Raw genomic sequence first — 12,467 nt, forward strand, 5'->3', positions numbered from 1 at the left:
TATTTACTTAGTTTGCTCAGGTGTTGTCGGTGCAATTGGAGCACGGCGTTTCCCAATATTTTTCTTATCGCGATGGCGTACTTTTTCTTTCTTTTTAGTTTGTTCTTCTTTTTTCTTTTCCTTGCGTTTTGCAAGGACTTTCTTCGACGGTTTAGGCTTATTCAGCATTGCCTCTGAAGGGGCTTTCGTGGTCGGACGCAAAGAGTCAACAACACGAATTTTAATTTGGTCTTCAATATAGCGAGTTATTTTACCCAGCAGTGGAAAGTCGTGAGCTTCAACTAAGGAAATTGCAACCCCTTTGCGGCCTGCGCGACCCGTACGACCAATTCGATGTAAATACACATCAGCTGTACGTGGTAAGTCAAAGTTGAACACATGGCTGACGTTATCGATATCTAAACCACGGGAAGCTACATCGGTTGCAACTAATACTTTAACTTGGCCATCAACTAAACGGCGAACAGCTTCGTTACGTTTAGTTTGCGGCATTTCACCTTCAAGGTAACATGGTTCAATACCTGCTTCACGCAGCCATTGAACGACTTCACGTAAGCGTTCGCGTTTACGAACAAACACAATCGCTTTTGTTACCTCTTCTTGTTTTAACAAGTGGCATAGTAAAGCTGTTTTATGTTCTAGTGTGTCGGCACGGTAATGAAATTGTTGAATTTTTTTGCGTTCGCGACGAGAAGGGTCTGCATCAATTTCAATGGGTTCTTCTAATAACCTTTCTGCAAAATCACGGATTGCTTCGCCTTCCAGAGTTGCAGAGAAGAGCATAGTTTGTTTGCGCCAGCGCGTTTCACCAGCAATGGTTTCGATATCATTCGCAAACCCCATATCTAACATGCGGTCTGCTTCATCAAGGATTAAAATTTCAACGGCCCGGCAGTCAAAGTTTTCTTCTTTGATATATTGGAGTAAGCGACCTGTTGTGGCGACAACGATATCTTGATTTTCGCTGAAAACCTCAGCATGGTTCATATAAGCGACACCACCAGTAATCGTTGCAATATCTAGGTGATTATGTGCGCATAATTCTTTTGCTTGTTCAGCAACTTGCATGGCTAATTCACGAGTTGGTGTAACAACCAGAACTCGAGGTGGCCCTGATTTTTTTCTTGGAAAATCAAGTAAATGTTGAATCGCAGGGATTAAAAATGCGGCGGTTTTACCTGTTCCAGTAGGGGCTGAACCTAAAACGTCTCGGCCATCCATTGCAGCAGGAATAGCCGCGGCTTGAATAGCCGTTGGGCGTTGATAGCCTTTATCCGAAAGCGCATTAATTAGGCTTTCGTCAAGTTCAAGTTCAGAAAAAGTGGATGCAGTCATGATATACCTCTATTTGGGGCGCTGATTATAAACAGGTTAGCAAAATTGTTCACCTGAAAAATCAGCTTTCCTCAATTGTAACTGTTTTTAAAGTAGACAGGGAGTGATATATCAATGAAAGTAGGTAGGGTTTAGGCTGGATAACACCATTGAAAAGGGAGGAGAACCTCCCTTTCGAAATGATTAGCTAAACATATTAATAAGCCAAGTATGGTAAGGTATCCCGACTAAATCAATGAGTACTGCACCACTCAATGGGACAATCATAAAGGCTTTCATGGAAACATGTTTATAACGCTCACAAACGGAAGACATGTTAGCCATTGCATTTGGCGTAGCTCCCAGCCCGTGGCCCATTAAACCAGCACACATCACGGCGGCATCGTAATTCTTACCTAGCAGCCTAAAAATAACAAAGACAACTAATAACGTTAATATAATAACTTGCGCTAATAGGATGGTAAATAATGGTAGTGCAACTGTTTTCAACTCCCAAATTTTTAATGACATCATCGCCATTGTTAAAAATAAGCCAAGGGAGACTTCTGATATCAGGTCAACCGATTTTTGGTTGATGCGGAATAATTCAACTTGGTCGTTAATATTGCGGATAACAATAGCGATGATCATTGCGCCTACATAACTCGGTAATGAAAAGCCTGTTGCCTTAGTAAATTGTGCTGAGGCGAATTGACCAATTACCATGATCCCCAGTACTAACGCGAGCATTTTTAAAAAAGCATGGGCATCGATAGATTCGATTTTCCCTGCGATGGTTTCAGGTATTTGAACTCGTTCTACATTTTCATCAGCTTGAATGCGAACGTTAAATTTCTTGATCAAAAATGAAGCGACTGGCCCACCGAGTAGACTTCCCGTTATTAAACCGAAAGTTGCGGCGGCAATAGCGGCGACTGTCGCTGATTGCACCCCTAAGCTTTCTGCCATACCACCAAAAGCAGCCGCACCACCGTGCCCTCCTGTTAGAGAAACACCGCCAGCCATAATGCCGATAACAGGTTCAACACCTAATAAATGGGCAAGCCCTGCACCGAAAGTGTCTTGGAAGATAACCACAAACCAGCAGATGAAAAGATAGATAAATAGTAACCGACCGCCACTTTTCAAAATACGGAAGCTACCGTCAATCCCAATAGTGGTAAAGAAGGCAACCATTAAAAAGGTTTGTAAGCTGGTATCAAAATTAATCTCGGCTAGATTGAATGATTTAAGTCCCCAGATAATCAAACTAACCAGAAAACCGCCAATAACAGGGGAGGGAATACAAAAACGTTGTAGCCAATCAATACGTTTTTTTAAGTGGATCCCCATCAATAGGCAGATTACTGTTAGAAATAGGGTGGAGAGCGTGTCGAGGTGTAGAATCATATTTTTCCCTTTTTAACTGTTGTCTTTCACGCTACAGAGTTGTTAGCCGCGCTCCGCTACCCTAGTCACATACTTTTGTATGCTCCTAGGGATAACGTCACTTGCCGCCTAGCTGTAACGCGAAATTCAATAGTTAAAAACCATTAAGATATTGCGCTACAGCTAATTTGATAATCAATTTCAAAGCTATTTTTATTGTGGTGCTCGAAAGTAAGTTATCTTAACAGCGTGAGAAACAGTGTATTTATCAGTCGAATTGTTGTGTTGTTTTATTAGAATAAATATTGGTAAATCAAATAAGCTGCGAGTTTGGCGGTATGGTTATCAATATCAAACTCAGGGTTACATTCTGCGATATCAAAAACGGCAATTTTTTGGCTACTTTTGATAATGGAAAATAGTTCATCAAAAATTTCAGTAGAAATACCTTTCGGTGCTGGTGCACTAACGCCTGGCGCAATGGCAGCAGAAAATACATCTAAATCGACGGTGACATATAAATAGTCTACATCGTCAATGAATTTTTTAATTTTTTCAATTGCTTGAGGTAGCTTGGTATAAGCTAATTCTTTATCGCGGATATATTGGCAACCTAACGTATCAGCGGTATCGAATAGGACTTTTGTATTGCCATGATCTGCGATGCCTAAGCATAAGTATTTGAAAGGACGTTGGTATTGCTGACATAACATGGCAGATTGCAAAAATGGCGTGCCGGAAGTGGCAATAGGGGCTTCGCGTAAATCGAAATGCGCATCAAAGTTAATAATACCAATTGTTTTACCCGCTTGATATTGTTCAACATAGTCAAACAGGCCTTGGAAGCTGGCAAATGCCACTTCGTGACCACCACCTAGGACGATAGGTTTTTGGTTAGCAGATAATATAGCTACTAATTCATCAGATAGACGGCGTTGTGCGGCTTCGAGATCACCGTCATCACAGCTAATTGTCCCGTTATCTTTGATGGCAAGTGGTTGATGAATTGGCAACCCTGCAAGTTGGCTGCGAATAGCATTTGGACCCGCTTTGGCCCCCTGACGGCCTTTATTACGTCTAACGCCTTCATCGGACGCAAAACCAATTAAGGCAAATTTAGCAGGAGCGTGTTGGTTAATGACCTGATGGATGCGCAAATGTTCTTGTGTTTCACCATCTGTGCGCCCTTGCCATTGGAAAGCTTGTGTCATAGTTACTCCAGGTTAATTAATTTAGTAATGTTATGGGCTGTTTGGCAAGTATGCGTAATAAATTCATCGACGCGATGAGTGGAACGGAATTCAGGCGCCATAACTGAAATTACAGCTAAAACATCATTTCCTTTGAAAATAGGGGCAGAAACCCCCAATACGCCCTCGTCAATTTCACTGATAGACACGCCATAGCCTTGTTTTTGTATCTGCAGTAGGTCTTGTTGTAATTTAAATTTACTTTGCTCATGTGCTAATTGTTTCGCATGTGTTTCAAATACATGGGTTTGGTATTGTTCATGACGAAAGGCCAGTAACGTTTTTGCACTTGCTCCTTTTATTAAGGTATTACCACGACCAATAATAAAAGAGCAGCGTAAGGCCTGTTCACTTTCAATCATGTCTACACAAATAGTTTCCCGTAAGTTTGAAGTAATTATCGCCACGGTTTCTTGCGTTTTTTTCGCTAGCTTTTGTAGCTCTTGTTTAGAAGCTCCCATCAATAAACTGTGGTGATAGTATTTTTCTTGGTTTTTGATACTCTGCGAACCGACACAATAAGTGCCATATTGTTTTGCATAAGAGACAAATTCCCAATTTATGAGAATTGCCAGCAACCGATAAACTGTCGATAATGGGATGCCTAATGCAGATGAGATAGCCTGAGGCGTCACCGGAGATGCACTGGTTGTGATATATGACAAGATATCTAGGGTTCGATTTATACTATTCATTGCATCTCCTTTTTTTGAACTTAGCAGTAAAAAAAATTCGTCTCAAATATTATTCTCATAATATAAGAATAATATTGTAGCGAATAGGTTAAATTATCATTTTTATTTGCTCAAAATGAGTACGATAGAATAAATATTGTCCAATTAGAGTGTTTGCATGTGTGAACTAAAACAAAATTACCGCAAAGGTGGGTTTACTTTTAAACAGTTTTTTGTCGCACATGACCGATGTGCAATGAAAGTGGGGACTGATGGCGTGTTGCTGGGGGCTTGGGCACCCGTAAAAGGGGTTAGAGCAGCTTTAGATATTGGCAGTGGTAGTGGCTTGATAGCCCTGATGTTAGCCCAAAGAAACCCAACATTGCGTGTTGATGCCGTCGAATTAGACCATGAGGCAGCGGCGCAAGCACAAGAAAACTTTAATGAATCACCTTGGGCGGAACGCTTACATATAATTAACCAAGATATTATTACTTATAGTCAGCATTCGCAGACTCAGTATGACTTGATTGTGAGTAACCCGCCTTATTTTGAACCTGCGGTCGCATGCCGTGATAAAAAACGAGACCAAGCAAGGTATACATGTGCTTTAACCCATGATGTATTGCTAAAAAGTGCGAAGTCCTGTCTTGCTCCCCATGGGCTGTTTTGTTTAGTCTTACCATACGAAGTTGGGGAGAGATTGCAGGATATGGCAGGGAAATCTGGCTGGTTTACAGCTTTTCGCGTCGATATTAGCGATAAACCTAAAACTGGTTATCACCGTATGCTGCTGGGTATTCAATTACAGGAAGCATCGGTACAACAAACATCTTTAGCGCTAAAAAATGAAAATAATGAATATACCGAAGCATTTCGTAAACTTATTCAGCCATTTTATTTAAAGTATTAAGCTATATACCGTGAAGCTAGCTAAAGAAAAGCCGACACCAGTGCCGGCTTTGTGGCCCTCTATTCAGGTATTAAAACGGTAGGCCCTGAATTGGGTGATGGGTCTGGATAATCAAGTGTATAGTGTAACCCACGGCTTTCTTTGCGCTCTAGCGCGCAACGTACCATTAATTCAGCAACTTGAACGAGGTTTCGTAATTCCAGTAAATTATTTGAAATACGGAAATTCGCATAGTAATCATGGATTTCTTGCTGTAATAGATGAATACGACGTAAGGCGCGCTCAAGGCGTTTGGTGGTTCTAACGATCCCCATATAATCCCACATAAATAGGCGTAATTCATGCCAGTTATGTTGGATTACAACCTGTTCATCCGAATTATGCACTCGGCTTTCATCCCATTCAGGCAAATAAGGGATCTCATCGATCTGTTTTATGGTTTTATTGATGTTTTCTGCTGCTGACCAGCCATATACAAGGCATTCTAAGAGTGAATTTGAGGCCATACGGTTTGCACCGTGTAAACCGGTGTAACTCACTTCCCCTATAGCATATAAGTTGGTGATATCGGTCATACCCATTTTGTCCACAATGACGCCACCACAAGTATAATGAGCCGCAGGCACAATTGGGATTGGCTCTTTTGTGAGATCTAACCCTAGAGTCATTAGTTTCGCATAAATGGTTGGGAAGTGGTTTTTTATGAAATCATCAGGCTTATGGCTGATATCCAAATACATGCAATCAGCACCAAGGCGCTTCATTTCATGGTCAATTGCCCGAGCAACAATATCACGAGGAGCAAGTTCGCATCGCTCGTCATAATCTGGCATAAAACGACTACCATCAGGGCGTTTTAAATAAGCCCCTTCTCCGCGCAATGCTTCTGTTAGTAAAAAATTACGTGCTTGCGGGTGGAATAAACAGGTTGGGTGGAACTGGTTAAATTCAAGGTTAGCAACACGGCAGCCGGCTCTCCATGCCATTGCGATGCCATCGCCAGAAGAAATATCAGGGTTTGTCGTGTATTGATAAACTTTAGCAGCACCTCCCGTTGCTAACACAACTGTTTTTGCTCGGATTGTTTCGACTTGTTCTTTTTGGCGGTTCCAGACGTAGGCACCTAAAATACGAGAAGAGTTGGCTGGATTAGAAAGGATAAGGTCAACGGCGTTATAGCGTTCTTTAATGTGTATATTAGGGTGGGCAATGGCAAGATCGACTAAAGTTGTTTCAACTTCCTTACCTGTGGCATCCGCATGATGTAAGATCCGCCGATGGCTATGACCCCCTTCACGGGTTAAATGATATTGTGTTTCGCCGCTTTCGGTGATTTCGGTGTCAAATAAAACACCTTGGTCGATCAGCCACTGAACACAATGCTTAGCGTTTGAGGCAATAAATTCAACCGCTTCTTTTTGGCAAATACCCGCACCAGCGATGAGGGTATCTTCAACATGAGATTCAATACTGTCGGTATCATCAAAAACGGCGGCAATACCACCTTGTGCGTAGTAGGAAGCCCCTTCACTGAGGTTGCTTTTGCTGAGAATAGTCACTTGATGAAAGGGGGCGAGCCGTAAGGCAGCTGAAAGTCCTGCGACACCACTCCCAATGATTAAGATATCAGTGTAATGCTGTGTGGATGCGTTCATAAGTGTTTGCGTGTATATAATAGTATGTATTGAGTTTTTTATGTTAGCCTATTGGATTGTCTATTGCTATTGATGGATTGCTGTTTAGTAAACATGTATTGACCTAAGTCTATTTACATATTCAAATTGGTTTCGTGTGGTGGTAATAGTATTTATTTACAAAATTCGTATGCTGTATTCATGAGAGACGGAAATGTTATATACAGTTGTTTTAATGAAGATCTTTTAGGATCATCGAAACAGCAACGTTGGCCGTTTTGTAAATTATTGACTATTTTTTTAGATTTAATTGAACTTCAACTAGTTCTACTACTCAAAGTAGTGCTTGCTTTAGGAAGGGAGAACATGATCAAGTTAACATATTATCAGCCTGAATTCGGGAGATACTTCCTGGAATGAGCGAGCAATTAACTGACCAGATATTGGTTGAGAAGGTGCAAAAAGGCGATCAACAAGCTTTCAACTTACTGGTAATAAAATATCAGCATAAAGTTGCAAGTCTAGTCTCTCGCTATGTGCCGCAGGCCGACGTCCCTGACGTGGCTCAGGAGTCATTTATAAAAGCGTATCGTGCCATCGGGTCATTTCGTGGTGATAGCGCATTTTACACTTGGCTTTATCGTATTGCGGTTAATACGGCTAAAAATTATTTAGTTGCTCAAGATAGGCGTCCACCCGCGTCAGATCTCGAAGCGAGTGATGCAGAAAACTTTGAAACCGCTGGTGCTTTAAAAGAAATTTCGAACCCAGAGAACTTAATGTTGTCTGATGAATTAAAGAAAGTCGTTTTTAAAACCATCGAATCATTGCCAGAAGATTTAAGAATGGCAATTACGCTTCGCGAACTAGATGGTTTGAGCTATGAAGAAATCGCAGAAATTATGGATTGTCCTGTTGGCACTGTACGTTCGCGTATTTTTAGAGCAAGAGAAGCGATTGATAATAAAGTACAACCTCTGATTCAACAGTATTAGTATTGTTAAATCAGTCAATTAACTATAATTGTGATGCAATTAACTGAAGGTAATTGGGCATGCAAAGAGAGAAACTTTCCGCAATGATGGATGGCGAAGTTCTAGATTTAGAACTAGTAAACGCCATTTCACGTGATTCAACGTTAAAGCAACGTTGGGAGAGCTATCATCTTATTCGTGATACTCTACGTAACGAAACTAGCGAGGTCATGCATTTTGATATTGCTAGTAAAGTTGCGGCAGCACTAGAGAATGAAGCTGTGCGTATTAATCCTCAGGTAGTTGTTGAATCGCAGCCTGAACCTGCGACTTGGGGAAGCTTCCCATTCTGGGGCAAAATTCGTCCTTGGGCGAGCCAATTAACCCAAATTGGTGTGGCAGCTTGTGTTTCATTGGCTGTGATTGTTGGTGTTCAACAATATAATCAAAGTGATGCTGTTGATTCACCAGTTGATGAGCCTATGTTTAACACAATTCCAGTAGGAAGTGGTGCGCCAGTAAGCTTAAATATATCTGATAATCAACTGTTTGGTAACGAGCAACAACTGCAACAAGTTGAGCAGCAAAATCAACGTATTAATGCAATGTTGCAGCAGTATGAAATTGAAAGACGCTCAATGTTGAATCAGAATCAGCAATATCAAGAACCTGCACAAGCTGCGTCTTCAGCAGGAGTTAAATTGCAATAATGAATAAATGGTTATCCGTCATCTGCCTGACGGGCAGCCTGATTGTTTCTAATCAAGCTTCGGCATCTGAACAAGATGCCGATGTTCTTTTTAAAGAAATGGGAAATGCTGCCCAAGCTCTCTCTTATGAAATGTCATTTGTGACATTTAACCCTCAATCAATTACTCCTGTACGTTATCGCCATACTATTATTGATGGTAAGCCTGTTTCTCAGATGATCCAGATGGATTCGTCACGACGTGAAATTGTGCAAAAAGGTGACAGCATTAGCTATTTTGAGCCAGGGTTTGATGCATTTAGCTTAAATGGCAAAAATATTGTTGATAACTTACCTTCGGTAATTTTTGCTAATTATCAACAAATTAAACCGTATTATAATTTTATTGATGCAGGGCGTACTCATATTGGTGACCGACCTGCATTAGTGATCCGCATAATATCGAAAGACAATTCACGTTTTAACTATGTAGTATTGATCGATGAAGAAACGAAATTACCATTACGTATCGATCTTCTCGATAATAATAGTCAAACACTTGAACAATTTCGTGTGATCTCAACGGTACTCGATAGCAAAACAGTGAAAGATTCGTTGCTTACCTTGAGCAAGGTAAATATGCCGCCTTTATTGATTTCGCCCAAAAATGGCAATCCCTCATTTAAGTGGCAAATCGGTATGTTGCCACCAGGCTTCGAAGAAATATCGCGCTCTTCACGTAAATTAGCTGAAGACGATATAGTCGAAACGGCGATGTTTAGTGATGGTCTATTTACCTTTTCTGTTAATGTGACAAAATCTGCAAAAGGCCCGTTGTTAGATCAACCCTTACAAAATGGGCGTCGGACAATTTATACGATGGCGCAAAAACAACATGTGGTCACTATCATCGGTGAATTACCGTTGGCAACCGCACAAGTCGTGGCGGGTAGTATTCAGTTCCGGGAGTAAGTTATGGTAAAAGAGTGGGCAACAGTAGTCCGTTGGCAAAACGGTAGGGCGTTATTGCGCTATGGTTCTTCATCTGGCTGTGGAAGTTGCGGTGCTCGTAAAACCTGTGGTTCTTACGCATTAAGTAAAATAGGGCCAAATACGGAACATGAATTAGAAATTGCGATTGAACAGCCACTGGTGGTAGGGCAAAAGATTGAGGTCGGTATTCCAGAAGGTAGCCTGATACGCTCTGCACTATTAGTTTATTTAACGCCTATTTTAGGGTTATTTATTTTTGCAGGTCTAGCGCAATCATTTAGCTTAGAACAGTTTTGGATAGCTATGTCTGGTGTGGCTGGTGGTGTAATTGGCTTTTTTATAGCACGTAAGTTGGCGTCAAAATGGCGTGATGACGAAGCTTTTCAACCTGTGGTTTTACAAATTGGGTTACCTCCGACAGAGCTTTCGATACAAGTTAATTGCTAAATTTCAATGGGTTGTATTCGAAATATAAATTGGTACTATCACTAAAAAGGGAAACATGTAGTTTCCCTTTTGCGGTTTAAAGCTTATTAATAAATGGATGATTAGCAATTCATTGGCTTTTTAGATTATTTCGAGCAGGAATGAAAATAGTATAAGCACGGTGGTATAAAACAGTATATTTTACAGGGGAGTTAGCGATAAATTACGATAACTAACTTATTAACCTTATACAGGTTTACAGTTGTTTTACATTGAATCTTTGTGTTAGTGGGTTCTTGTATGTAAAATGCTGCTAATTAACAATCTTGTGATAATCATAGCATTTTAGTTTTGTCGCGATATTTGCACAAAGCTGATTTTGTAAGGCAATTTAAAAGAAGATATTACCTTGAAAATCAATAACATAAGAAACTTTTCTATCATTGCTCATATCGACCATGGTAAGTCTACCTTATCAGATCGTATTATTCAGATTTGTGGTGGTTTAACAGATCGTGAAATGGCGGCGCAGGTTTTAGACTCAATGGATTTAGAACGTGAGCGTGGGATCACCATTAAAGCACAGAGTGTTACACTCGATTATACCGCTGCGGATGGTGAAACATACCAATTAAATTTCATTGACACACCTGGCCACGTTGACTTCTCTTATGAAGTATCACGCTCATTAGCAGCATGTGAAGGTGCCCTGTTAGTGGTTGATGCAGGGCAGGGGGTTGAAGCTCAAACACTTGCAAACTGTTATACCGCTATTGAGATGGACCTAGAAGTTGTTCCTGTTTTGAACAAAATCGACTTGCCTGCGGCAGACCCTGAGCGTGTTGCGGATGAAATAGAAGATATCGTGGGGCTCGATGCACATGATGCTGTTCGCTGTTCAGCAAAAACAGGGATTGGCGTTCAAGATGTGATTGAGCGTCTGGTTAAAGAGATCCCCCCACCAGAAGGTGATGCGGATGCGCCTTTACAAGCCTTAATCATTGACTCATGGTTTGATAACTATTTAGGTGTTGTTTCATTGATCCGTATTAAAAACGGCTCCTTGAAAAAAGGCGATAAAATCAAAGTCATGAGTACAGGTCAAGTGTATAACGCTGACCGCCTTGGTATTTTTACACCGAAGCGAATTGACCGCGATGTATTAAATTGTGGTGAAGTAGGCTGGTTAGTATGTGCGATTAAGGATATCACTGGGGCACCAGTAGGTGATACTTTAACAGGTGCTCGTAATCCTGCTGAAAAAGCGCTGCCTGGCTTTAAAAAAGTAAAACCACAGGTTTATGCAGGTTTATTCCCTGTAAGCTCTGATGACTATGAAGCTTTCCGTGACGCCCTTGGTAAACTTAGCCTGAATGATGCATCATTATTCTATGAGCCAGAAACGTCTACGGCACTCGGTTTTGGTTTCCGTTGTGGTTTCCTTGGCTTATTACACATGGAAATCATCCAAGAGCGTTTAGAGCGTGAATACGACCTTGACCTGATTACTACTGCACCAACGGTAGTGTATGAAGTAAAACAAACCAACGGTGAAATTGTGTATGTAGATAGCCCTTCGAAGCTACCTGCATTGAATAATATTGAAGAACTGCGTGAGCCAATTGCAGAATGTCACATGCTGATGCCTAAAGAGTATTTAGGTAATGTGATTACATTGTGTGTTGAGAAACGTGGTGTTCAGACCAATATGGTCTATCATGGTAATCAAGTATCGCTTACTTATGATATTCCAATGTCTGAAGTTGTTCTGGACTTCTTCGATCGTTTGAAATCAACCTCTCGTGGTTATGCATCGTTGGATTACGCATTTAAACGTTTCCAACCATCGGATATGGTGCGGGTCGATGTTCTTATTAACAACGAACGTGTTGATGCCCTCGCCTTGATTACTCACCGCGGAAATTCACAACATCGTGGGCGTGAACTTGTCGAAAAAATGAAAGAACTAATACCTCGCCAACAATTTGATATTGCGATTCAGGCGGCGATTGGTAACCATATTATTGCTCGTTCTACAGTTAAACAACTACGTAAAAACGTGCTTGCCAAGTGTTATGGCGGTGACGTTAGCCGTAAGAAGAAACTGTTACAGAAGCAAAAGGATGGTAAGAAGCGGATGAAACAAGTAGGTAATGTTGAATTACCACAAGAAGCGTTTCTTGCTATATTGCATGTTGGTAAAGACAACTAA

General features: G+C 41.0%; 11 protein-coding genes. 6 read left to right on the top strand and 5 right to left on the bottom strand.

What is annotated here, in order from left to right; all coding sequences use genetic code 11:
• Window positions 1-3: 3 nt before the first annotated feature.
• The 4 genes from srmB to M1F14_RS10735 form a co-directional block, all read right to left on the bottom strand.
• A complete protein-coding gene (srmB, locus tag M1F14_RS10720) occupies window positions 4-1,335 on the bottom strand; it encodes an ATP-dependent RNA helicase SrmB (protein WP_042844736.1) in 1,332 nt (443 codons plus the stop codon).
• Between the two features lie 183 nt (window positions 1,336-1,518).
• On the bottom strand, window positions 1,519-2,724 hold the full coding sequence (gltS, locus tag M1F14_RS10725; RefSeq protein WP_042844735.1) for a sodium/glutamate symporter: 1,206 nt from the start codon (window positions 2,722-2,724) through the stop codon (window positions 1,519-1,521).
• A 272-nt stretch (window positions 2,725-2,996) separates the two neighbouring features.
• Window positions 2,997-3,914, bottom strand: coding sequence for a formimidoylglutamase (hutG, locus tag M1F14_RS10730; protein WP_042844733.1), 918 nt, complete (start codon window positions 3,912-3,914; stop codon window positions 2,997-2,999).
• 2 nt (window positions 3,915-3,916) lie between these two features.
• Complete coding sequence (locus M1F14_RS10735; protein ID WP_042844731.1) at window positions 3,917-4,648, bottom strand: IclR family transcriptional regulator; 732 nt, start codon at window positions 4,646-4,648, stop codon at window positions 3,917-3,919.
• Window positions 4,649-4,805: 157 nt separating this feature from the next.
• Between M1F14_RS10735 and M1F14_RS10740 the strand changes: the two genes are divergently transcribed.
• Window positions 4,806-5,540 carry a tRNA1(Val) (adenine(37)-N6)-methyltransferase gene (locus M1F14_RS10740; RefSeq protein ID WP_042844728.1) on the top strand — a complete coding sequence of 245 codons (735 nt, stop codon included), beginning with the start codon at window positions 4,806-4,808 and terminating at the stop codon, window positions 5,538-5,540.
• A 59-nt stretch (window positions 5,541-5,599) separates the two neighbouring features.
• Here M1F14_RS10740 and nadB read toward each other — a convergent pair whose 3' ends face one another.
• Complete coding sequence (gene nadB / locus M1F14_RS10745) at window positions 5,600-7,195, bottom strand: L-aspartate oxidase (protein ID WP_042844726.1); 1,596 nt, start codon at window positions 7,193-7,195, stop codon at window positions 5,600-5,602.
• Between the two features lie 395 nt (window positions 7,196-7,590).
• Between nadB and rpoE the strand changes: the two genes are divergently transcribed.
• The 5 genes from rpoE (at window position 7,591) to lepA (ending at window position 12,467) form a co-directional block, all read left to right on the top strand.
• Entirely contained in the window at window positions 7,591-8,169 is a 579-nt protein-coding gene (rpoE, locus tag M1F14_RS10750; RefSeq protein ID WP_042844720.1) for an RNA polymerase sigma factor RpoE, read from the top strand.
• A gap of 59 nt (window positions 8,170-8,228) precedes the next feature.
• On the top strand, window positions 8,229-8,858 hold the full coding sequence (gene rseA, locus M1F14_RS10755) for an anti-sigma-E factor RseA (protein ID WP_042844719.1): 630 nt from the start codon (window positions 8,229-8,231) through the stop codon (window positions 8,856-8,858).
• Entirely contained in the window at window positions 8,858-9,808 is a 951-nt protein-coding gene (rseB, locus tag M1F14_RS10760; RefSeq protein ID WP_042844718.1) for a sigma-E factor regulatory protein RseB, read from the top strand. The genes rseA and rseB overlap by 1 nt, the downstream gene beginning before the upstream one ends.
• Window positions 9,809-9,811: 3 nt before the next feature.
• Window positions 9,812-10,276, top strand: coding sequence for a SoxR-reducing system protein RseC (gene rseC, locus M1F14_RS10765; protein ID WP_042844716.1), 465 nt, complete (start codon window positions 9,812-9,814; stop codon window positions 10,274-10,276).
• A 394-nt stretch (window positions 10,277-10,670) separates the two neighbouring features.
• Window positions 10,671-12,467, top strand: coding sequence for a translation elongation factor 4 (gene lepA, locus M1F14_RS10770; protein ID WP_042845371.1), 1,797 nt, complete (start codon window positions 10,671-10,673; stop codon window positions 12,465-12,467).

Origin of the sequence: Providencia sp. PROV003 (genome assembly GCF_045040775.1) — a bacterium.
Classification (GTDB): Bacteria; Pseudomonadota; Gammaproteobacteria; order Enterobacterales; family Enterobacteriaceae; genus Providencia; species Providencia huashanensis.

What these genes read in the sequence shown, in the direction of transcription:
- srmB (WP_042844736.1), bottom strand. Translation starts at nt 1,335, where the DNA reads ATGACTGCATCCACTTTTTCTGAACTTGAACTTGACGAAAGCCTAATT.
- gltS (WP_042844735.1), bottom strand. Translation starts at nt 2,724, where the DNA reads ATGATTCTACACCTCGACACGCTCTCCACCCTATTTCTAACAGTAATC.
- hutG (WP_042844733.1), bottom strand. Translation starts at nt 3,914, where the DNA reads ATGACACAAGCTTTCCAATGGCAAGGGCGCACAGATGGTGAAACACAA.
- M1F14_RS10735 (WP_042844731.1), bottom strand. Translation starts at nt 4,648, where the DNA reads ATGAATAGTATAAATCGAACCCTAGATATCTTGTCATATATCACAACC.
- M1F14_RS10740 (WP_042844728.1), top strand. Translation starts at nt 4,806, where the DNA reads ATGTGTGAACTAAAACAAAATTACCGCAAAGGTGGGTTTACTTTTAAA.
- nadB (WP_042844726.1), bottom strand. Translation starts at nt 7,195, where the DNA reads ATGAACGCATCCACACAGCATTACACTGATATCTTAATCATTGGGAGT.
- rpoE (WP_042844720.1), top strand. Translation starts at nt 7,591, where the DNA reads ATGAGCGAGCAATTAACTGACCAGATATTGGTTGAGAAGGTGCAAAAA.
- rseA (WP_042844719.1), top strand. Translation starts at nt 8,229, where the DNA reads ATGCAAAGAGAGAAACTTTCCGCAATGATGGATGGCGAAGTTCTAGAT.
- rseB (WP_042844718.1), top strand. Translation starts at nt 8,858, where the DNA reads ATGAATAAATGGTTATCCGTCATCTGCCTGACGGGCAGCCTGATTGTT.
- rseC (WP_042844716.1), top strand. Translation starts at nt 9,812, where the DNA reads ATGGTAAAAGAGTGGGCAACAGTAGTCCGTTGGCAAAACGGTAGGGCG.